The organism is Pseudoxanthomonas winnipegensis (genome assembly GCF_030322905.1).
GTDB lineage: Bacteria > Pseudomonadota > Gammaproteobacteria > Xanthomonadales > Xanthomonadaceae > Pseudoxanthomonas_A > Pseudoxanthomonas_A winnipegensis.
The window spans coordinates 231160-251732 of sequence record NZ_CP095475.1; the positions used below are offsets into that span (position 1 = coordinate 231160).

The 20573-nt window shown below is 70.8% G+C and carries 16 protein-coding genes; 10 read left to right on the forward strand and 6 right to left on the reverse strand.

Going from position 1 to position 20573, the window contains the following annotated elements; translation table 11 throughout:
* Positions 1–450 precede the first annotated feature (450 nt).
* The gene (locus MWN52_RS01035; protein ID WP_286576148.1) at positions 451–1437 is read left to right on the forward strand and encodes an alpha/beta hydrolase; all 987 of its coding nucleotides are present in this window, start codon (positions 451–453) and stop codon (positions 1435–1437) included.
* Positions 1438–1480: 43 nt separating this feature from the next.
* Positions 1481–2968, forward strand: a complete 1488-nt coding sequence (locus MWN52_RS01040; RefSeq protein WP_286576149.1) for an OprO/OprP family phosphate-selective porin — start codon at positions 1481–1483, stop codon at positions 2966–2968.
* 10 nt (positions 2969–2978) lie between these two features.
* On the opposite strand, the gene MWN52_RS01045 is transcribed toward MWN52_RS01040, so the two are convergent.
* Entirely contained in the window at positions 2979–4070 is a 1092-nt protein-coding gene (locus MWN52_RS01045) for an HDOD domain-containing protein (protein ID WP_286576150.1), read from the reverse strand.
* A gap of 163 nt (positions 4071–4233) precedes the next feature.
* A complete protein-coding gene (locus tag MWN52_RS01050) occupies positions 4234–4833 on the reverse strand; it encodes a nitroreductase family protein (RefSeq protein ID WP_286576152.1) in 600 nt (199 codons plus the stop codon).
* A 332-nt stretch (positions 4834–5165) separates the two neighbouring features.
* Between MWN52_RS01050 and MWN52_RS01055 the strand changes: the two genes are divergently transcribed.
* Positions 5166–7334, forward strand: a complete 2169-nt coding sequence (locus MWN52_RS01055) for a sensor domain-containing diguanylate cyclase (RefSeq protein WP_286576153.1) — start codon at positions 5166–5168, stop codon at positions 7332–7334.
* Between the two features lie 234 nt (positions 7335–7568).
* Complete coding sequence (locus MWN52_RS01060; RefSeq protein ID WP_286576155.1) at positions 7569–7931, forward strand: hypothetical protein; 363 nt, start codon at positions 7569–7571, stop codon at positions 7929–7931.
* A 423-nt stretch (positions 7932–8354) separates the two neighbouring features.
* Here the strand turns inward: MWN52_RS01060 and MWN52_RS01065 are convergent, their stop codons facing one another.
* Positions 8355–10181 carry a family 43 glycosylhydrolase gene (locus MWN52_RS01065; RefSeq protein ID WP_286576156.1) on the reverse strand — a complete coding sequence of 609 codons (1827 nt, stop codon included), beginning with the start codon at positions 10179–10181 and terminating at the stop codon, positions 8355–8357.
* Between the two features lie 139 nt (positions 10182–10320).
* On the opposite strand from MWN52_RS01065, the gene MWN52_RS01070 reads away from it, so the two are divergent.
* The 5 genes from MWN52_RS01070 (at position 10321) to MWN52_RS01090 (ending at position 14796) form a co-directional block, all read left to right on the forward strand.
* Positions 10321–10674: a hypothetical protein gene (locus MWN52_RS01070; RefSeq protein ID WP_286576157.1), complete on the forward strand. Its 354-nt coding sequence runs from the start codon at positions 10321–10323 to the stop codon at positions 10672–10674.
* Positions 10675–10812: 138 nt separating this feature from the next.
* On the forward strand, positions 10813–11703 hold the full coding sequence (locus MWN52_RS01075) for a TauD/TfdA dioxygenase family protein (protein ID WP_286576158.1): 891 nt from the start codon (positions 10813–10815) through the stop codon (positions 11701–11703).
* A 50-nt stretch (positions 11704–11753) separates the two neighbouring features.
* Positions 11754–12824, forward strand: a complete 1071-nt coding sequence (locus tag MWN52_RS01080; RefSeq protein WP_345783503.1) for an ABC transporter substrate-binding protein — start codon at positions 11754–11756, stop codon at positions 12822–12824.
* A gap of 287 nt (positions 12825–13111) precedes the next feature.
* Positions 13112–13918, forward strand: a complete 807-nt coding sequence (locus MWN52_RS01085) for an ABC transporter ATP-binding protein (RefSeq protein ID WP_425608142.1) — start codon at positions 13112–13114, stop codon at positions 13916–13918.
* Positions 13915–14796, forward strand: coding sequence for an ABC transporter permease (locus tag MWN52_RS01090; RefSeq protein WP_286576159.1), 882 nt, complete (start codon positions 13915–13917; stop codon positions 14794–14796). Before MWN52_RS01085 ends, MWN52_RS01090 begins: the two co-directional genes overlap by 4 nt.
* A gap of 63 nt (positions 14797–14859) precedes the next feature.
* On the opposite strand, the gene tcuC is transcribed toward MWN52_RS01090, so the two are convergent.
* From tcuC to MWN52_RS01105, 3 genes are all read right to left on the reverse strand, one after another.
* Complete coding sequence (tcuC, locus tag MWN52_RS01095; RefSeq protein WP_286576160.1) at positions 14860–16149, reverse strand: MFS transporter; 1290 nt, start codon at positions 16147–16149, stop codon at positions 14860–14862.
* A gap of 316 nt (positions 16150–16465) precedes the next feature.
* Complete coding sequence (gene fabV, locus MWN52_RS01100; RefSeq protein WP_286576161.1) at positions 16466–17671, reverse strand: enoyl-ACP reductase FabV; 1206 nt, start codon at positions 17669–17671, stop codon at positions 16466–16468.
* A 103-nt stretch (positions 17672–17774) separates the two neighbouring features.
* Positions 17775–18407 carry a LysE family translocator gene (locus MWN52_RS01105; RefSeq protein ID WP_286576163.1) on the reverse strand — a complete coding sequence of 211 codons (633 nt, stop codon included), beginning with the start codon at positions 18405–18407 and terminating at the stop codon, positions 17775–17777.
* A 169-nt stretch (positions 18408–18576) separates the two neighbouring features.
* Here MWN52_RS01105 and MWN52_RS01110 point away from each other — a divergent pair, with 169 nt between their 5' ends.
* Positions 18577–20568 (forward strand): bifunctional 2',3'-cyclic-nucleotide 2'-phosphodiesterase/3'-nucleotidase, encoded by a 1992-nt coding sequence (locus MWN52_RS01110; protein ID WP_425608143.1) that lies wholly within the window; start codon positions 18577–18579, stop codon positions 20566–20568.
* The last annotated feature ends 5 nt before the right edge of the window (positions 20569–20573 follow it).

The window sequence follows — 20573 nt, forward strand, 5'->3', positions numbered from 1 at the left end:
AGACGGATTTAACGCGTGGGTTCAAGCGGGAGTTATGCGGGTGAGAAGCATGCGAAGAAGCGCACTGTGCGTACGAGCTGTCACCAGCGATTGCGGCCACGGCAGACCGTCGCCGGTACTCAGCACTCATGGGCGAGGCATGAAGCGCGACACGCACAACGGATCCCGATATCCATGACGTTGAAGCTGTCCTATCCGCGCACGATCTCGCGGTATCGCAAGGCCTCCATGACGCCCGCTCCTGGCGCACCGACGATCTCGCCCGCACAGCTGGCGACGGAGCGTCGCGCGGGCAGGACCGGTCGCCTGGGGCGACCGCTAGCACCAAGGCATTAGCTCCAATGGGCTATCTGCCGCGTCGTCGCGCTGGTCTATAACTCCGCACCGGCTCTTCGCGTCTGTCTTCGATGTCAGGCGCGCAGGGCACGACAGCCTTGGGAGGGGTGGACGATGCGACGATTGATGCATGCGATGCGCGGGTGCATGGCCTGCCTGCTGCTGGCGACGATGCCGGCATGGGCGCAGACCGGCGAGACGGCGACACAGACCCTGGCGCTCTGGCCCGAAGGCAGCCTGCCGCAGGTGGTCAAGAGCCCGGAGAAGATCGGCAAGCAGGGCAGCGCCACCGGTTCGGTGAGCCAGATCTCCAACCCGCGCATCGAGATCTATCGCGCCGCGCATCCCAACGGCACCGCGGCGCTGATCGTCGGCGGTGGCGGTTACTTCCGCATCCAGGTCGGCACAGCGGCGCGGCCGATGGCGCAGTGGCTGGCCTCGATCGGCGTGACCAGCGCGGTGCTGTACTACCGGCTGCCGGCCGACGGCTGGAAGGCCGAGGCCCCCTTCCAGGATGCGCAGCGGGCGATGCGGCTGATGCGCCAGCATGCGGCGCAGTGGGGCTTCGATGCGGACAGGATCGGCATCATCGGCTCCTCGGCCGGTGCCAACCTGAGCGGCATCATCGCCACCCGATGGGACTACGACTTCTATCCGCGCGTGGATGCGGCCGATGCGCTGTCCGCGCGTCCGGCCTTCTTAGGGATGCTGTACCCGGTGGTGTCGATGAAGCCGCCGCTGGACAAGACCCGCAGCGCGCGCGAGCTGTCCACCCAGGCCGACTACCGCACCGCGTATTCGGTCGAGGACCACGTGCGCCCCGACATGCCGCCGGTGTTCCTGGCCCAGGCGGTGGACGATCCCATCGTGGATGTCGGCCACAGCCTGCTGATGTACCAGACCGCGCTGAAGGCCAAGGTACCGGTGGAACTCCACATCTTCGAACGCGGCGGCCACAGCTGGGGGCTGGGCAAGCCGGGCACCGAACCGGCGCAGTGGCCGCGCCTGTTCGCCACCTGGGCGCGCATGCATGGCTTCATGCAGGCGGCCGGCACGTCCGGCGCCGATCCTGCTGCGTCCGGCGCCGCAGACGGCGAATGACACCCGCGGCCCGCGGGCCGCACCTCTACGGGGAATCCTCACCATGAAGCACGTCCGACACGCCGCGCTGGCCGCGGCGATCGCCAGCGCCTTGTCCGCGCTCAGCGCCCCGGCGCTGGCCGACAGCGCCACCGAGGCGCAGCTGCGCAAGATGATCGAGCTGCAGGCGCAGCAGATCGCGCAGCAGCAGCAACAGCTCAGCGCGATGAACGCACGCCTGTCGGCGCTGGAAGGCGGCAAGCCGGGCGCGGCGGTGGCCGGCACGTCGGCCAATCCCACCCAGGCCCAGGTCGCCGCGGCGGTGGCCGACACGCGCAGCGACGACGAGCTGGCGATCCTCAAGGCCCAGGTCGCGCAGATGGCGGTCGCCGGTGGCGGCGCCAAGAGCGACGGCAACGTCAGCTGGAGCGACGGCGGTCCGGAGTTCAAGAGCGCCGATGGCCGTTTCACCTTCCATCCGCGTGGACGCGTGCTGATGGACTTCACCAGCACGCACGGCTCGCGCTTCGACGCGCGCAACGTCACCGGCACCGACATGGCCAGCGGCCGCCTCGGCGCCGAGGGCGAGGCCGGCCCGCTGGGCTACAAGATCGAGGCCGACTTCGCCGGCAACGAAGTGACCATGAAGGACGTCTACCTGTCCTGGGACACCAAGCTGGGCGGGCTGCCGGCCGAGGTCTACGTGGGCAGCAAGCTCAAGGACCGCAGCATCGACGGCGCCACCGGCGGCACCACCACGCCCTTCATGGAGCGCAACGCGGTCGGCTCGGTGGGCGGCATGCAGAGCGGCTTCTTCGGCCTGGGCGTGACGACCAAGCTCTACGGCAGCAACTGGCACGCCAGCTTGGCGGTGACCGGCGACGACATCGGCGGCGACAGCAGCGCCAGCGACACCATCGCCTACACCGCGCGCGCGCACTGGAATCCGGTCAAGACCAGCGCCGGCTTCCTGCACGTGGGCGGCTGGTACTGGTACGAGGACCTGGGCAAGGACATCACCAGCATCAACAAGACCTCGCGCGTGGCGCTGGGCTGGAACGGCCAGGTCGCCATCTCCGCCAGTTCGATCGGCGGGGTGACCGACGACCACGCCTGGGGCGCGGAGCTGGGCGGCACCTGGCGCAGCGGCTGGGCCTTCGCCGAGACCACGGTGCGCACCATCAATTCCTCCACCGAGGCCTCGCGCGAGCAGAAGGCCAGCAGCTACTACGCCGGCTGGCTGCTGACCGGCGAGAAGCCGGGCTTCTCCTCGCGTTCGGGCGTGTGGACCACCACCAAGGTGCTGCGTCCGGTGACCGAGGGCGGCTGGGGCGCGTTCGAGGTGCTGGCGCGCTACGACGACTACGACTTCACCGACGCCGCGCGCGGCGGCGAGGGCGAGGCCTTCACCTTCGGCGTCAACTGGTACCTGACCAGCTTCGCGCGGCTGATGCTCAACGTCGTGCACTGGCGCACCGACAACAAGGTCGGCAGCTACCAGGGCCCGGACTCGGGCAATACGGTCGGCGTGCGCGCGCAGGTCTCGTTCTGAGCCGAGGCCTTCAGTCGGTCGGGGTTTCGGCGCGCAGGCGCGTCCACAGGCGTGCGTTGGCCTGCGTGTCGGGTTCGAGCGTGGCCAGCTGGGCCAGGGCGTCGGCGTCGGTCAGCTGGTCCAGGCGCGCCAGCGCGGCCAGCGCGGCGGCCAGGCGGCCGTAGCGCAGGGCGATGCCCAGCGGCGTGGCCGGGGCCTGGCCATCGCGCTGCGGGCGCTGCTCCATCAGCGCCTCGGCCATCGGCAGCGGCAGGTCCCAGCCGGCGGTGACGGTGCGGGCGGTGGCGATGGTATGGCGGTCCAGCAGGGTCGCGGCCACCGCGAGCTCCGGCGCGGCGCCGTCGTGGCGGGCGTAGGTCTCCTGCAGCACGCGCAGCACCACCACCGCGCCCAGGCCCTGCAGCAGGCCCAGCAGCTGCGCGGACAGCGCGTCCTCGCCGCGCCCGTGGCGCGCGGCATGGTCGGCCGCGGCGGTGGCCGCGTGCAGGGCGTAGCCCCAGATCGCGGCGGGGAGCTGGGCGAACATGCCGCCCTCCAGGCTCAGCACCGGCTGCATCAGGGCGGTCGCGGCGATGCGACGGATGCCGTCGGTGCCGATCAGCGCCACGCCGCGTTCCAGCGTGTCCACCGGCGGCGCGCCGGCGGCGCGGTACAGCGCGCTGTTGGCGATGCGCAGCAGGCTGGTCGCCAGGGCCGGATCCTGGGCGATGATCGCGGCGATCGCGCGGCCGTCGGCGGCCGGATCGTTGACCGCGCGCATCAGCTGCGGCAGCAGGTTGGGGCGGCGCGGCATGTACTGCGGCTGCAGGTCCAGGCAGTCCAGGATCGAGTCGGCCTGGTGCAGCACCTGCGCCTGGAGGCCCTCGATGGGCCGGGTCGCGTCGGCCAGGTCCGGCCGGTGCATGGTCGCCGCGTACAGCCTGCGCATCAGCGGATGCAGGCGCGGGACCTCGGCCGGGGTCGAAGGCGGCGGCGCCTGCCCGGCCGCGGGCGTGGCCGCGACCACGGCGAGGGTCTTGCCGGGTCGGCGACGCCGTGCCGCCCACCACACGCCAACGACGAGCAGCAGCACGAGACCCAGCAGCAGCGGCGCAAGTGTCATGGCGTTCGCCCGACGCAGAAGTTGGAGCTGCGTCACTATCCGTTGCCTTGCCGGTGCCGGCAAGGGCTCAAGCAGCGTCGGCGCAAACGAACGCGCCCCCGCAGGTGGCCTGCGGGGGCGCGGTGTCGGATCGCTTCGACCGGGGCCGGCCGGGCGTGCGGGCTCAGCCGAAGACGCGGAAGCGCTGGGCGTCGTCGATGAAGGCCTTGCCGCCGATCTCGGCCTCGTGCGAGCCGAACGGCATCTGCGCGCGCAGCTTCCAGCTGGCCGGCAGGTTCCACTCGGCCGCCGCGGCGGCGTCGGGCAGCGGGTTGTAGTGCTGCAGGCTGGCGCCCACGCCGACGGTGGCCAGTGCGGTCCACACGGCCAGCTGGGCCATGCCGCTGGACTGCTCGGACCACACCGGGAAGTTGTCGGCGTACAGGGCGAACTTCTCCTGCAGGCCCTTGACCACGTCCTGGTCCTCGTAGAACAGGATGGTGCCGGCGCCGGCCGCGAAGCTGGCCAGCTTCTTCTCGGTCGCGTCGAACGCATCGGCCGGCACGATCTTCTTCAGCTCCTGGCGCACCAGGTCCCAGAACTTGTCGCTCTGCGCGCCGTAGAGGATGACCACGCGCGAGCTCTGCGAGTTGAACGAGGACGGCGCGTGCTTGACCGCGTCCTGGATCAGCGCGGTGATCTCCTCGCGCGAGACGGGCAGCGACTTGCCGAGGGCGTACTGGGTGCGACGCGTCTTGTGCGCGTCGAGGAAGGCGTTGGTCATGGCGGCAGGGCCTTAAGGTGAGAATCCAGCGGCCAGCCTAAACAGCCCCGTGCCGGGCAGACAGCCCGCTGTGCGACAAAGTCCGTTGCCGATGCTGCAACAGCACATCGCCTCGGGCGCCTAGGCCCTGCCAGCGCCGGGTCGGCCGTCGGCGCGATGCGGGGCCGCGCCCGGCCTGCCTGTACGGACGTTCAGGCAGGTGCGCCCGCGCTCACCACGGCATGCCGCCGCTGCAGGCAGGCTGCAGCGGGCTGTGTTCCGAACCGGGCGCGCTGGCCCGATAATTCCGCGAGGCCGGCGCCGCGCCGCACGGTCTTCCACGAGACGTCCGCATGTCCGCACCCGCCGATCCTGCCAAGCCGACGACACCGCACGAGCCCGATCGACTGGCCGCGTTGCGCGCGCTGCAGGTGCTGGACAGCCCGGCCGAGCCGATGTTCGACGATCTGACCTGGCTGGCCGCCCGCTTGTGCGAGACGCCGATCGCGCTGGTCAGCCTGGTCGACGAGGCACGGCAGTGGTTCAAGGCGCGCGTCGGCCTGGGCCTGCCGCAGACGCCCCGGCACATGGCGCTGTGCGCGCACGCGCTGGAGCACGGCGGGCTGCTGGAAGTGTCCGACCTGAGCGCCGATGCGCGCTTCGTGGACAACCCGCTGGTGGTGGGAGAGCCGCACATGCGCTTCTACGCCGGCGCGCCGCTGGTGGGCAGCAGCGGCCATGTCTACGGCGCGCTGTGCGTCATCGACACGGTCCCGCGCCAGCTCACCGAGGCCCAGCGCGAGGGCCTGCTGCGGCTGGCCACGCGCACCACCGGCGCACTGGAGACGCGCAGCGTGCTGCACCACGCCGAGGCGCGCGAGCAGACCCTCGAACGCCTGCTCGAGTCCATGCCCGATGCGGTGGTCACCTGCGACGCGCAGGGCCAGCTGGGCCAGTTCAATCGCCAGGCGCGCGCCTGGCACGGCCTGGACCCGGCCAAGGTGCCGCAGGCGCAGTGGGCCCGGCATTTCGACCTGTTCCAGGCCGACGGCAGGACGCCGCTGCGCACCGACCAGATTCCGCTGGTGCGCGCGCTGTCGGGCGAACATGTGCAGGAGGCCGAGATCGTGATCCTGGCCGCCGGCCAGCCCTCGCGCTCGGTGCTGTGCAACGGCGACCCGCTGCGCGCGCCCGACGGCTCGCTGCTGGGCGCGGTGGTGGTGATGCACGACATCACCCGGCTGCGCGCCTCGCAGGAGGCGGCGCTGGTGGAAGGCCGGCGCTTCCGCGAGGCGTTCTCCGCCGCTGCGCAGGGCATGGCGCTGGTGTCGCTGGAAGGCCAGTGGCTGGACGTCAACGACGCGGTGTGCGCGATCTTCGGCTACACGCGCGATGAGCTGATGCGGCTGGACTTCCAGCGGCTGACCCATCCGCAGGACCTGGATGTCGATCTGGACCTGCTGGACGAGCTGCTGCGTGGCGAGCGCACCAGCTACCAGCTGGACAAGCGTTACTTCCACCGGGACGGTCACCTGCTCCACGCCCACCTGTCGGTGTCGCTGATCCGCGACGCGCACGGCGCGCCGCTGCACCTGGTCTCGCAGATCCAGGACTTCACCCAGCAGCGGCAGGCCGAATCCGCGCTGCGCGAAAGCGAGCAGCGCCTGCGCACCATCACCGACAACGTGCCGGCGCTGGTGGCGCGGGTGGGCCAGGATCTGCGCTACGAGTTCGTCAACCGCCATTACGCGCACTGGCTGGGGCGGCCGCCCGGCGATGTCATCGGCCGGCACATGGCCGAGGTGCTCGCCCCCGAGCACTTCGCCAGCCTCCTGCCGCACGCCGATGCCGCACTGGCCGGGCAGACGGCCGAGTTCGACCTGGACGTGGTCGACCGCCACGGCGAGCTGCGCCACATGCACGCCATCTATGTGCCGGACGCGACCCCGCGGGCGCCCGGCGATGCGCGCCGCGCCGGCTTCCTGCTGACCGTACACGACGTCACCGCCCAGACCCGGCTCTCGCGCATGCTGCAGGAGCGCGCGCTGACCGACCCGCTCACCGGCCTGCCTAACCGCCTGGCCTGGATGGTCGAGCTGGACATCGCCCTGGCCCGTGCGCGCACCACCGGCGAGCCGCTGGCGGTGCTGTTCATCGACCTGGACGGCTTCAAGCCGATCAACGACACCTACGGCCACGAGACCGGCGATGCGGTGCTGTGCGGCTTCGGCGAGCGCCTGCGCCAGACGCTGCGCCCGGAGGACTTCGTCGCCCGCCTGGCCGGCGATGAATTCGTGGTACTGCTGCACCACGTGCACGATGCCTCGGACCCGGAGGCCGTGGTGCGCAAGCTGGAGTACGCCATGCGCACGCCGCTGCTGGCCAACGCGCACGCGCTGCAGGTGACGCCGAGCATCGGCGTGTCGGTGCAATACGGGCCGCATTACGACATCGCGGCGCTGATGCGCGAGGCCGACGTGGCCATGTATCAGGTCAAGCGCGCGCACGCCGCGCGGGCCTGACCCTCATCCGGGCTCATCGCGCAAGTGCTTGCCGCAGTGCGGCTTGACTGCGCCAGCGAAGGCGGTCGGCGCGGCCCGGCGATCACATTCCCAACCGCTTGTTCAGTGGCAAACGCAGTAGCGGCAAGGCCTGCGCGGCCTGCAACGCGGATGGCATCTGGCCTACACCCCTCGTAAACATCGCTGTGCCCACCATGCCGCCCGGTTTTGACCCGCCGCCAGGCAGCGCATCGCATGAACGCAGTAAGACAACAGCCTCTGTCGGCCGCGGCCCGCGACATCGAGGAGCGCATCTTCCGCCGGGGCGTGAGCGACCAGGAAGTGCGCCAGGCCATCGATCTGGTGGCCGAGTACGTGGCCACGCACACCGAGCAGGCGTCCGAAGGGCAGGACTGGTGGAGCGCGTTCGCCGAGGTCTACGAAGACCTGACGCGCAACTTCAGCGTCGCCCAGACCGAGGCCTTCGAGATCGCCACCGATACCATCCTGGTCGGCTGCGGCCGCCCGCGCTGGAGCTGCATGCGCGGCGGCGCCGGCGCGCGCCGCGCCATCCCGCAGTCGGGCGGCATGCCGGGCCGCTGGTCATCGGCCGCCTGAGGCGCGCCATCGCAGCGCTCCGCTCCCCCCTGTAGAGCGGAGCTCGCTCCGCTGCGTTTCGTTCGGTTCGTAGGGAATGCCCCAGCGGAGCAAGCTCCGCTCTACAGACAGGCGGCTGCGGGATTTGAGGAGACAGTTGCTCCCACCGAGCGGCCAGGTCCAGTGATCCGGGGCGAAGGTCGTGACCGGGTGTGCAGTCCTGCGCGCATTCGGATTTTTCCTACGCCGTAGCGGGATATCGCCCGACGGCCTGCGTCAGGCGAGACGGGCGATGCTCGATCCGCCCCGGCAGCAGCCCTCGCAACGGCAAGGAACGCCGCTCGCAAGGACCATGGGCGCGACCCTGAGCAAGTCGCACGCAGGGCCGGTGGCGTTCTCCTTCTGGCCGGTTCCCCCCGGCCTTTTTTTGCCCGCGCGCCGCGGCTACGGCAGCGCGACCGGCGCGGCCAGCGGCGACACGTCGCGTTCGTCGAAGGCTTCCACCGACACCACATAGCCAGGGTCGGTGTTCAATGCGCGCAGGTCCAGCGTGGTGCCGCGGTCGGCGAAGACCTGGTAGGTCAGGGTCAGCCGGTCGGCGCGCAGGCCCCAGCGCACGTTGTAGCCGACCGCGCCGGGGACCGGGTTCCAACGGACGGTCGCGTTGCGGCGATCGGTCTCGCGCGTGGCGCGCAGGCCGGTGGGCGCGGGCGGGGCGGGGCCGTCGGCGTTGCCGAACACGCGCAGGTCGCTGATCGCCAGGTGCTGCGCGCCGACATGGCCGTGCACGTAGCGGATGTAGCGCGTGCGCACCGGCTCGGGCAGCGGCAGGTAGGCGTTGGGGCGGTCGCGGCGCGTGGCCGGGTCGTCGCCGACCTCGGCCAGCGGCGCCCAGTGCTGGCCATCGTGCGAGTGCTGCAGCCGGAAGCTGGTGTACACCTGCGGCCCGTCGCCGAACACCCCGGACTGGAAGTCGGCGAAGTCGACCTGCACCGCGCGCACCGTGCGCTCGCCGCCCAGGTCCACGCTCAGCGTCTGGCCCGCGTCGGCCGAGGCGGCCACCCAGAACGTGCGCGGATCCTCGTCGGTGACATTGGCCGCGCGATGGGTACCGTCGTCGGACGAGGCCATGGCCCGCTTGCGGTAGGACAGCAACATCCAGCCGGTGAACAGCGCCTCGGGATCATCGACCGGGCCGTCCGGCATCCAGTGCGGGAAGTCGCCGAAGCGCGTGGACACGCGCATCTGGCCATCGGGGTAGAAGCCGGCCGGGAACAGGGCGATGCGCCGCTCGAAGGTCCAGTTCGCCCCGATCCACGGCGTGCCGCTGTTGAACCAGTTGCCGTGCGCGTCCTGGAAGGTCGAGCCGTGTCCGGCACCCTGGACGAAGCCGCCCGGCTTGTAGGCGACCGGGTTGTAGGCCGCGTAGGTGAACGGCCCCAGCGGCGCATCGCCCACATAGGTGCCGGTCGCGTAGCTGTTGTGTTCGGTGCCTGGTGCGGCGTACTGCAGGTAGTAGCGCCCGGCGTGCTTGGTCATCCACGCGCCTTCCAGGTAGTTGCCCACCGGCCGGCCGTCGGGGAAGACCGCGCCGCGATGGTCCTGGCCGAAGCGCTCCCAGCCGTGCCGCGTCGGGTCGAGTGCCAGCAGGGCCTGGGGATGGCCGCGATAGGCCAGGCCGCGCGCGGTGCGGTCCAGCGCGATGCCGTAGAGCGGATACACGTCCGAGCTGCCCCAGTACAGATACCACTGGCCGTCGTCGTCGATGAACAGATCCGGGTCCCAGGGGCCCGACGGGATCATGCCCGGCGGCACCTGGCTGTCCCAGTTCTCCTTCACCGCATCGGTCAGTTCGGGCAGCAGGCGGGTGAGGAAGTCCAGCCGGCCGCTGGCCGGATCGGTGCTCTGCAGCACCGCGCGCGGGGCGAAGGCCGACTGCATCAGCACCAGGCGCTGCCCGTCGGACACGGCCGCCGGCGCGACCAGGGCCTCGAACGGCCAGCGGCTGGGCCGGACGAAGGTCCAGTGCAGCAGGTCGGTGGAGCGCCAGTAGCCGTCGGCGATGGTCAGGAACAGGTACCAGGCATCGCCATGGCGCACGATCGCCGGGTCCGCGCCGGTGCGGTAGCTGATGCCTTCGTTGAGCTGCTCGAAGTTGTAGCGATAGTCCAGGTCGACCGGATTGGCCCAGGTGCGCGCCGGCGGCTGCTGGGCGAGCGCGGCGCCGGCGCACAGCGTCGTGCACGCCAGCAGGAACAGGGGACGGAACATGGCGCTCCCGGCGCGCGTAGGGGAAGGGCATGGTGCCGCAGGATCGCGTCGCCGGCTGGCGCGGCGCAGCACGCCCGGGCGGCGGGGGAGTGGGATTGCCGTCACGCCGGCTTCCCGGCCGCCGGGTAACGTCCCTCCCATGGATCAGGACCCGAGCCGCCGCGATTGGCCAGACTGGCTGGACCTCGAGGTCGAGCAGGAATACTGGCGGACGCGCTTCATGGACCTGCCCTGCGCCAAGGCGGGCGACGACATCCACCGCTGCTGGCCGCTGATCGAGCTGGTCTACACGCTGTACGTGCGTTACCCGCGCGCCTCGCTGATCGAGGCGCTGGCGCATTACGAGGCCGGATCGCGCGGCCATCCGCACGGCATGGACCATCAGCAGCTGACCGAGCTGTTCGCCCGCATCTGGGGCCGCATCCTCAAGGTCGCCCGCGGCCGCACGCTGCCGGCCTGGGCGCCCGGCGGGCCGGGGAAGGCCCGTTCCTGACGGCCGCCTTGCGCGGCATATGCCATCGAAGGCGGATGACATGCCCGATGGCTATTTCAGTCGCCGTCTGACGGCCCCTAGGGTGGCAGGTCCGGCGGCGCACGGCGCCGTTGGACGTGATCCCTCCCGGAGCCGCCCATGGCTGTCGCTGCCCACGCCGTTTCCCCTGCCATCGCCGACGCTGTGGAGATCGTCCCCTTCGACTCGCCGCTGGGCGCGGAAGTCTGGGGCCTGGACCTGTCGCGCCCGCTGAGCGCGGCGACCTTCGCGCGCATCCACCGCGCGCACCTGGACCACCACGTGCTGGTGTTCCGCGATGCGCGCATCACCCCGGCCCAGCAGGTGGACTTCAGCCGCCGCTTCGGGCCGCTGCAGATCCACGTGCTGCGCAACTTCCAGCTGGCCGGGCATCCGGAGGTGCTGGTGGTGTCCAACATCAAGCAGGACGGCAAGCCGATCGGCCTGGGCGATGCGGGCCACTACTGGCATTCGGACCTGTCCTACAAGGAGCGGCCCAGCCTGGGCTCGCTGCTGCACGCGCAGGAGCTGCCGCGCGAGGGCGGCGACACCTTGTTCGCCAACCAGCACCTGGCCTTCGACACGCTGCCGGCCGAGCTGCGCCGCGCCATCGACGGCCGCCTCGCCGAGCACAGCTACCTGGCCAAGTACGAGGAGCTGCGTGCGCGCAATCCCTATCGCCCGGCGCTGACCCAGGAACAGATCGACGAGGTCGTGCCGGTGCGGCATCCGGTGGTGCGCACCCATCCGGAGACCGGCCGCCGCGCGCTGTTCGTCAGCGAGCACTTCACCACCCGCATCGTCGACCTGCCGCAGGACGAAAGCGATGCGCTGCTGGCCGAGCTGTTCGCGCTGAGCACGCGGGAATCCCTGGTGTACCGCCATCGCTGGCAGCCGCACGACCTGGTGTTCTGGGACAACCGCTCGGTCATGCACCTGGCCGCCGGCACCCCTGACAGCGAACGCCGCCTGCTCTACCGCACCACCATCGAGGGCGACGTGCCGTTCTGAAGCAGCGCGCCCAATCCCTAATCCCGAATCCCCAATCCCGAGCCTGTCCAATGCCCCCACGTTCCGCATCGACCCGCGCGTTCCTGCGCCGCCGCCTGCTGCCCGCCACGGCGCTGCTGCTGTGCGCCGCGCTGCTGGCGGCCTGCGGCAACGCCGGCCAGGGCGAAGCGCCGGCGGGCGCGGCGTCGCAGCAGGCCACGCTGCGCATCGGCAAGCAGTTCGGCATCGTCTACCTGCTGCTGGACGTGGCCGACGCCAAGGGTTTCATCGTCGAGCAGGCCAAGGCCCAGGGCCTGGCGGTCAAGGTGGAGACCCGGCAGCTGTCGGGCGGCGCGGCGATCAACGATGCGCTGCTCAGCGGCGCCATCGACGTGGCCGGCGCCGGCACCGGGCCGCTGTTCACCCTGTGGGACCGCACGCGCGGCCGCCAGGACGTGCGCGGCGTGGCCTCGCTGGGCAACTTCCCCTATCAGCTGATCAGCAACGCGCCGTCGGTGCGCAGCATCGACGATCTGCGCCCGAGCGATCGCATCGCCGTGCCGGCGGTCGGCGTGTCGGTGCAGGCGCGCATCCTGCAGTACGCCTCGGCCCAGCGCTGGGGCCAGGCGCAGGCGCTGAAGCTGGATGCGCAGCAGGTCGCGCTGCCGCATCCGGACGCGGCGGCGGCGATCATCTCCGGCGGCAGCGAGATCACCGCGCATTTCTCCACTCCGCCGTTCCAGCAGCAGGAGCTGGCGCGCAATCCGGCCGCGCACGTGATCCTGGACTCTTATCAGGTGCTGGGCGGTCCGTCCTCGGCCACGGTGCTGTACGCCACGGCGAAGTTCCGCAAGGACAATCCCGCGCTGTACCACGCCTTCCTGGCCGGGCTGGACCAGGCGGCCAAGTTCATCGTCGCCCATCCCGAGGAGGCGGCCGAGGTCTACGTGCAGCGCAATCCGGGCAGCGAGCGCGAGCAGGTGCTGGCCGTGCTGCGCGATCCGCAGGTGCAGTTCACCATCGCGCCGCAGAACACGCTGGGGCTGGGCCGCTTCATGCAGCAGGTCGGCGCGATCAAGCAGGCGCCGGGCGCGGTGGGCGACTACTTCTTCGACGACCCGCTGATCGCGGGCGGGAGCTAGAGCGTGTCATGGGCTTTGAGGCGAGATGCGTTGGTCGTCAGCGGTGCGGAGGTGGTGTCGCGCGGTGCGGCCTTGGCTGGCCGCCAAGGCAAGCCGCGCGGCGCCGGCTCCGTGCCGCTGACGGCCAACCCTCCGGGAAGTCGCCTGGGGCGCGCCGATCCTGCGTTGCGCCCCTTGCCCAGGCGGCCAGCCTGGGCGGCGGCGCGCGCCTTGACTCGACGCGCCCCAGGCGGCTTCGCACTCGCCTCAAAGCCCATGACACGCTCTAGGCCATGAACGTGCACGCATTGCCGCAGCCGATGCTGCAGGTGGACCACGTCAGCCTGGAGTACGCCGAGGCCGGGCGCGTGGTGCGCGCCACCCACCGGGTGAGCTTCGACGTGCACGAGGCCGACCGCTTCGTGCTGCTGGGCCCGTCGGGCTGCGGCAAGTCGACCCTGCTCAAGGCGGTGGCCGGGTTCCTGACGCCGAGCGAGGGCCAGATCCGGCTGGACGGGACGCCGGTCGCCGCGCCCGGGCCGGATCGCGGCGTGGTGTTCCAGGAGTTCGACCAGCTGGCGCCGTGGAAGACGGTGCGGCAGAACGTCGAGTTCGGCCTGCGCGTCGCGCGCAGGTTGGGCCGGGCCGAGGCGCGCGAACGCGCCGGCGATGCGCTGGAGAAGGTCGGCCTGACCGCCTTCGCCGACGCCTATCCGCACACCCTGTCCGGCGGCATGAAGCAGCGCGTGGCCATCGCCCGCGCGCTGGCGATGCAGCCGCGCGTGCTGCTGATGGACGAGCCCTTCGCCGCGCTGGACGCGCTGACCCGCCAGCGCATGCAGGCCCAGCTGCTGGAGCTGTGGGAGCAGGTGCGCTTCACCCTGTTGTTCGTCACCCATTCCATTGACGAGGCGCTGGTGGTCGGCAGCCGGGTGCTGCTGCTCTCGCCGCACCCGGGCCAGGTGCGCGCCGAACTCAACGCGCACCAGTTCGATGCCGGCAGCGGCGCCAGCGTCGCCTTCCAGCAGGCCAGCGCGCATATCCACCACCTGCTGTTCGAGGCGCCGCACGCCGCGCCGACGCCGCTGCGCACGCGCAGCGAGGCCCAGGCATGAGCGCGGTGGCCACGCCGCTGCGCCGGCAGCCGCCGGTGCGCCCGGAATACACGCGCAGCGTGGTGCCGGTGGAGGCCGCGCGCGCGATCCCGCAGGCGCGGCGCCGGCCCTGGCCGGATGGCCTGCGCCGCGCGCTGGTGCTGGTGGTGCTGGCCCTCGTCTGGGAGATCGCCGCGCGCCTGGTCGGCAACGACCTGCTGCTGCCGAGCTTCCTGCAGACCGCGCGCGCCTTCTACGACGGGCTGATCTCCGGCGAGTTGCCGCGCCGCGTGGCCGCCTCGCTGTGGGTGCTGGCGCAGGGCTATGCGCTGGGCGTGCTCGGCGCGTTCGCGCTGACCGCGCTGGCGGCCTCCACGCGCATCGGCCGCGATGTGCTGAGCACGCTGGTGGCGATGTTCAATCCGCTGCCGGCCATCGCGCTGCTGCCGCTGGCGCTGCTGTGGTTCGGGCTGGGCACCGGCAGCCTGGTGTTCGTGCTGGTGCACTCGGTGCTGTGGCCGCTGGCGCTGAGCACCTTCGCCGGGTTCGAGGCGGTGCCGCAGACCCTGCGCATGGCCGGGCGTAACCTGGGCCTGCGCGGACCGCGCTATGTCGTGCAGCTGCTGGTGCCCGCGGCGCTGCCCTCGATCCTGTCGGGGCTGAAGATCGCCTGGGCCTTCGCCTGGCGCACGCTGATTGCCGCCGAGCTGGTGTTCGGCGCCACCTCGGGCCAGGGCGGGCTGGGCTGGTACATCTTCCAGAACCGCAACGAGCTCTACACCGACAAGGTGTTCGCCGGCCTGGCCATGGTGATCGTGCTGGGGCTGCTGGTGGAAGTGGTGGTCTTCAGCGGCCTGGAGCGGCTGACCGTGCGGCGCTGGGGCATGCAGCGCAGCTAGGAACGCGGCCGAGGCGGGGCGGTGAGCGCACCGCCGAGCGTTCGCCCACGCCCGCCACCAGGCTCAGGAAGGCGTCGGCTCGCCGACCTGCACCCGCGCGCGACGGAACAGCACCAGCGTCGCCGCCAGGCCGATCAGCGCGGCCAGCGACAGCCACAGCGCCGGGGCCGCCTTGCTGCCGGTGGCGTGGATCAGCCAGGTCGAGACCGCCGGGGTGAAGCCGCCCATGGTCGCCGTGGCCAGGCTGTAGGCCAGCGAGAAGCCGGTGGTGCGCACCGAGGCCGGCATCACCTCCGTCAACGCCACCACCATCGCGCCGTTGTAGGCGCCGTAGAGCAGCGAGAGCCATTCGCCAGCGATCAGCAGCCGCACGAACGAGGGCGAGGCCACCAGCCAGTGCAGCAGCGGCCAGGCGGTGAGCAGGGTGGCCAGGGATGCGGCCACCAGCAGCGGGCGGCGGCCGACGCGGTCGCTCAGCGCGCCGAACACCGGCAGCCAGACGAAGTTGGACAGGCCGATGCAGCAGGTCACCAGCAGGCTGTCCAGGTCGGACAGCTGCAGCGCGTCGCGGCCGTAGGTCGGCATGTAGGCGGTGATCAGGTAGAAGGACACCGTGGTCATCATCACCATGCCCACGCCGGCCAGCACCACGCCGGTGTTCTGCCGCAGCGAGCGCAGCACCGCGCGGCCGTCCGGGCGCTCGGTGCGCGCGGCGAACTCCGGGCTTTCCTCCATCGAGCGCCGGATGAAGAAGATCACCGGCACGATCAGGCAACCGATGAAGAACGGGATGCGCCAGCCCCAGGCGTCCATCTGCGCTGGCGCCAGCCACGCGTGCAGGGCCACGCCCAGCGCGCCGGCGAACACCACCGCCACCTGCTGGCTGGCCGACTGCCAGGCCACGTAGAAGCCGCGGTGGCCGGGCGTGGCGATCTCGGACAGGTAGACCGACACGCCGCCCAGCTCCGCACCGGCCGAGAAGCCCTGCAGCAGCCGGCCCAGCAGCACCAGCAGCGGCGCCAGCACGCCCAGCGTGGCGTAGCCGGGCACGAAGGCGATCAGCAGCACGCCCAGCGACATCAGCCCCAGCGTCAGCAGCAGGCCTTTGCGCCGGCCGTGGCGGTCGATGTAGGCGCCCAGCACCAGCGCGCCGAGCGGGCGCATCAGGAAGCCCGCGCCGAAGGTCGCCAGCGACAGCATCAGCGAGGCGAAGGCGTTCTGCGAGGGGAAGAAGGTGTGACCGATGGTCGTGGCGTAGAAGCCATAGACCATGAAGTCGTACATCTCGAGGAAATTGCCGGCGGTGACACGGATCACCGCGGGCGCGCCGTGGGGGGGCGAGGCTGGATTCATCGTGGCGGAAGTGGGGGAGACAGGGGGGAGAGCGGAAGCGGCAAACATACGCCGCGCGGGGAAATGTTCCGTGAGAAACAGGAGCGAGGGCGGAGGAATGGGGCGCGAGCAGGAGCCCGCAACCAACCCCTACCGTCATTCCCGCGAACGCGGGAATCCATGGACGTTCGCGCTGTGAAGCCAGCGGCGCTGCATGGTCAGACGTGCGTCTGCCGAACAGCAGTTCCCGCGTTCGCGGGAATGAAGGTGGGAGGTTCAAGGGAGGCGCTTACGTGTCGTCCCTTGTTCCTCCCTACCCGTTCCTGCGCAACGCTCCTCAGAGCTCGATCACATCGAACTTCACGTCCGGATCGACATCGGCGTCGTAATCCACATCGTCGCGCTCGAAGCCGAACAGCTTGAGGAACTCGCGCTTGTAGTTGGCGTAGTCGGTCAGCTCGAACAGGTTCTCGCTGGTGACCTGCGGCCAGATCGCCTTGGCCGCGGTCTGCACCTCGGGCTTGAGCTCCCAGTCGTCCAGGCGCAGGCGCTGCTCGTCGTCCAGCTCCGGCGCGGCCCCGTCGGCGCGGTACATGCGCTCGCGGAACAGACGGTCCAGCTGCTCGATGGTGCCCTCGTGCAGGCCCAGCTCCTTCATCACCTTGAAGACGATGGAGATGTACAGCGGCATCACCGGGATGGCCGAGCTGGCCTGGGTCACCACCGACTTGAGCACGGCCACGTTGGCGCTGCCGCCGGTGGCGGCGAGCCTGGCGCCCAGCCGCTGCGCGGTCGCGTCCAGGTCGGCCTTGGCCTTGCCCAGCGCGCCGTGCCAGTAGATCGGCCAGGTGATCTCGGTGCCGATGTAGCTGAAGGCCACCGTCCTGGCCGCCGGGGCCAGCACGCCGGCCTGGGCCAGCGCATCGATCCACAGTTCCCAGTCCTGGCCGCCCATGACGGTGACCGTGTCGGCGATCTCTTCCTCGGTGGCCGGCTCGATGCTGGCGGTGGTGATGGTGTCCTTGTTGGTGTCGATGGCGGTGGAGGTGTAGGGCGCGCCGATCGGCTTGAGCGCCGAGCGCTTGAGCTCGCCGGTGGACGGCAGCTTGCGCACCGGGGAGGCCAGCGAATACACCACCAGGTCCACCTGGCCGCCCATCTCGGTCTTGATCAGCTCGATGACCTTGGCCCGCGCCTCGTCGGAGAACGCATCGCCGTTGATCGAGCGCGCGTACAGCCCGGCCTGCTTGGCGAACTTGTCGAAGGCGGCCGCGTTGTACCAGCCCGCGGTGCCGGCCTTCTTGTCGCTGCCGGGCTTCTCGAAGAACACCCCCAGCGTGTCGGCGCCGAAGCCGAACGCCGCGCTGATGCGCGCGGCCAGGCCGTAGCCGCTGGAGGCGCCGATCACCAGCACCTTCTTCGGACCGTCCTGGCGCACGCCGTGCGCGCGCGTGGCGGCGATCTGGTCGCGCACGTTGAGCTCGCAGCCCAGCGGATGGGTGGTGGTGCAGATGAATCCGCGGACCTTGGGATGGATGATCAAGACGATGCCTCTCGAATGGGGAACACGTTGCGCGCGGCATCTTAAGCCCCGCATCGCCCCACGGCCACGTGCGCCGGCGTATGGCGCGGCCCGGCGCCGCAGGCTAGCGGCGCGATTCGGTGGCGATGCGCACCGCCAGCGCGGCCAGCACCGTGCCCATCAGCCAGCGTTGCACGCGCTGCCAGGTCGGCCGCTGCGCCAGGAACTGCGCGATGCGGCCGGCGAACATGGCGATCACGGCGTTGACCGCCACGCTGATGACGATCTGGGTGGAGCCCAGCACCAGCGACTGGCTCAGCACATCCCCGCGCGCGGGATCGACGAACTGCGGCAGCAGGGACAGATACATCACCGCGATCTTGGGATTGAACAGATTGGTGAGGAATCCCATCGTGATCAGCTTGCGGGCATCGTCCTTGGGCAGGTCGCGCACCTGGAACGGCGAGCGGCCGCCAGGGCGCAGCGCCTGCCAGGCCAGCCACAGCAGATAGGCCGCGCCGGCCAGGCGCAAGGTGTCGTAGGCATAGGGCACGGCCACCACGAAAGCGGTGATGCCCAGCGCCGCGCACAGCATGTAGAACACGAAGCCGAGCGCGACGCCGATCAGGGAGATCAGGCCAGCGGACGTGCCCTGGCTGATCGAGCGCGAGATCAGATAGATCATGTTCGGCCCCGGCGTCAGGACCATGCCGAAGGCGACAAGGGCGAAGGCAAGCAGATGGCTGATCTCGGGCATCGGGGACGTCCCTGGAGCGGAAGGAGCCGGAGCGCTGCGCGCAGGCGTCAAGTATAGCGAGCGCATCACTGCGTCCCCGCCTCAATCGCACCCGATGCGCCGGTGTGACATTGGCAGGCCAACGCGATCTGCTACTTTCGCCCGCCCGCTCCGCCGCGTGCCGCTCGTGATCTCAAAACGCCTGCTCCTGCTGTCCTGCTCCGTTCCCGCCGCGCTGGCCGGCTGCGCCTCGGCGCCCGCTACGCGCTCGGCGCTGGCCGATGGCGCCACCGCGCAGGTGGCGATCCTGGAAACCACCGACGTCCACTCCAACATCCTCAGCTACGACTACTACAAGCAGAAGCAAGACCCCACGCTGGGCTATGAGCGGGTGGCCACGCTGATCCGCCGCGCGCGGGCGGAGTTTCCCAATACCTTCCTGTTCGACAGCGGCGACACCATCCAGGGCTCGGTGCTGGCCGATTTCCAGGCCAAGGTGCAGCCGGTCGGCTGCGAGGAGGAGCTGGGCATCTACCAGGCCTTCGACGCGATGGGCTACGACGGCGGCACCGCCGGCAACCACGAGTTCAACTACGGCCTGGGCTTCCTGTCGCAGGTCACCGGCACGCCGATGAACGTCGACGGCGGCGCCAAGACCAAGTGCAAGGGGCCCGACTTCCCGCTGGTGCTGTCCAACGTCTTCAGCGCGCGCGACGGCCAGCCGATCTTCCAGCCCTGGACCATCGTGTCCAAGGACATCACCGTCACCGGCGCCGACGGCAAGCCGGCGCGCGTGCCGCTGCGCGTGGCCATCATCGGCTTCACCCCGCCGCCGATCCTGGACTGGGACAAGCAGAACCTGGAAGGCAAGGTCACCGTGACCGGCGTGGTCGAGGCCGCGCAGCGCTACCTGCCGCAGATCCAGGCCCAGCACCCTGACCTGGTGGTCGGCATCCTGCACGGCGGGCTCAACGCCGCGCCGTACACGCCGGACATGGAGAACGGCGGCTGGCACCTGGCCGGCGTGCCCGGCATCGACGTGCTGCTGCTGGGCCATTCGCATACCGAATTCCCGGGGCCGCGCTACAAGGATCTGCCGCAGACCGACGCCACGCGCGGCTTCGTGCGCGGCAAGCCGGCGGTGATGGGCGGCTTCTTCGGCAAGGACCTGGGCGTGATTGACCTGAAGCTGGTGCGCCGCGACGGGCGCTGGGCGATCGACCCGGCCGGCACGCACAGCGAGGTGCGCCCGATCTGCACGTCCAAGACCGAGTGCGTGCCGGTCGATCCGGCCATCGCACCGCTGGTGGCGCGTGCGCATGCGGCCGCGCAGGCCTATGTCGACACGCCGATCGGCACCAGCACCGTGCACTTCTCCAGCTACTTCGCCGATGTGGGCAACAGCACCGCGCTGGCCGTGGTCAACGCCGCCCAGCGCGACTACGTGCTGCGCGAGCTGCCGGTGCAGCATCCGGAACTGAAGGACGTGCCGGTGCTGTCGGCGGCCGCGCCGTTCCGCACCGGCTTCGGCGGGCCGGACGACTACACCGACGTGCCCGCCGGCACGCTGACCCTGCGCAGCGCGGCCGATCTGTACTTCTATCCCAACACGCTGACGGCGGTGAAGACCGACGGCGCCGGGGTCAAGGCCTGGCTGGAGACCTCGGCCCAGCGCTACAACACCATCGACCCGGCCAAGCCCGGCCCGCAGGCGCTGGTCAACACCCGCTACGTGCCCTACAACGTCGATCAGCTGCAGGGCGGCGTGGCCTATGTGATCGATGTGACCAAGCCGGCCGGCCAGCGCATCACCCAGCTGACCTACCGGGGCAAGCCGATCGACCCGAAGCAGCCGTTCGTGGTGGTGACCAACAACTACCGCGCCAGCGGCGGTGGCGGCTTCCCGGGCCTGGATGGCCGCAACATCGTGCTGGCCGCGCCCGACGGCAGTCGCGAGATCCTGGCGGCCTGGATCAAGGCCAAGGGCAGGATCACGCCGGCCGACCTCGAGCCGACCTCCTGGCACTTCGCCCCGGTCAAGGCCGCCGGCCCGCTGACCTTCGACTGCCCGGCCGGCAAGCTCGACATCGCCCGGGCGCAGCAGCTGCCGCCGATCCGCGAGCTCTCCGGCGGCGGCGACGGCGCGGCGGTGTGCGCGATCGATCTGTCCGCGCGCAAGTAGGCCAA

Coding starts and splice junctions, on each gene's coding strand:
- MWN52_RS01105 (WP_286576163.1), bottom strand. CDS start 18,407: ATGCCCGAGATCAGCCATCTGCTTGCCTTCGCCCTTGTCGCCTTCGGC.
- MWN52_RS01050 (WP_286576152.1), bottom strand. CDS start 4,833: ATGACCAACGCCTTCCTCGACGCGCACAAGACGCGTCGCACCCAGTAC.
- tcuC (WP_286576160.1), bottom strand. CDS start 16,149: ATGAATCCAGCCTCGCCCCCCCACGGCGCGCCCGCGGTGATCCGTGTC.
- MWN52_RS01040 (WP_286576149.1), top strand. CDS start 1,481: ATGAAGCACGTCCGACACGCCGCGCTGGCCGCGGCGATCGCCAGCGCC.
- MWN52_RS01035 (WP_286576148.1), top strand. CDS start 451: ATGCGACGATTGATGCATGCGATGCGCGGGTGCATGGCCTGCCTGCTG.
- MWN52_RS01075 (WP_286576158.1), top strand. CDS start 10,813: ATGGCTGTCGCTGCCCACGCCGTTTCCCCTGCCATCGCCGACGCTGTG.
- MWN52_RS01045 (WP_286576150.1), bottom strand. CDS start 4,070: ATGACACTTGCGCCGCTGCTGCTGGGTCTCGTGCTGCTGCTCGTCGTT.
- MWN52_RS01055 (WP_286576153.1), top strand. CDS start 5,166: ATGTCCGCACCCGCCGATCCTGCCAAGCCGACGACACCGCACGAGCCC.
- MWN52_RS01090 (WP_286576159.1), top strand. CDS start 13,915: ATGAGCGCGGTGGCCACGCCGCTGCGCCGGCAGCCGCCGGTGCGCCCG.
- MWN52_RS01080 (WP_345783503.1), top strand. CDS start 11,754: ATGCCCCCACGTTCCGCATCGACCCGCGCGTTCCTGCGCCGCCGCCTG.
- MWN52_RS01060 (WP_286576155.1), top strand. CDS start 7,569: ATGAACGCAGTAAGACAACAGCCTCTGTCGGCCGCGGCCCGCGACATC.
- MWN52_RS01070 (WP_286576157.1), top strand. CDS start 10,321: ATGGATCAGGACCCGAGCCGCCGCGATTGGCCAGACTGGCTGGACCTC.
- MWN52_RS01065 (WP_286576156.1), bottom strand. CDS start 10,181: ATGTTCCGTCCCCTGTTCCTGCTGGCGTGCACGACGCTGTGCGCCGGC.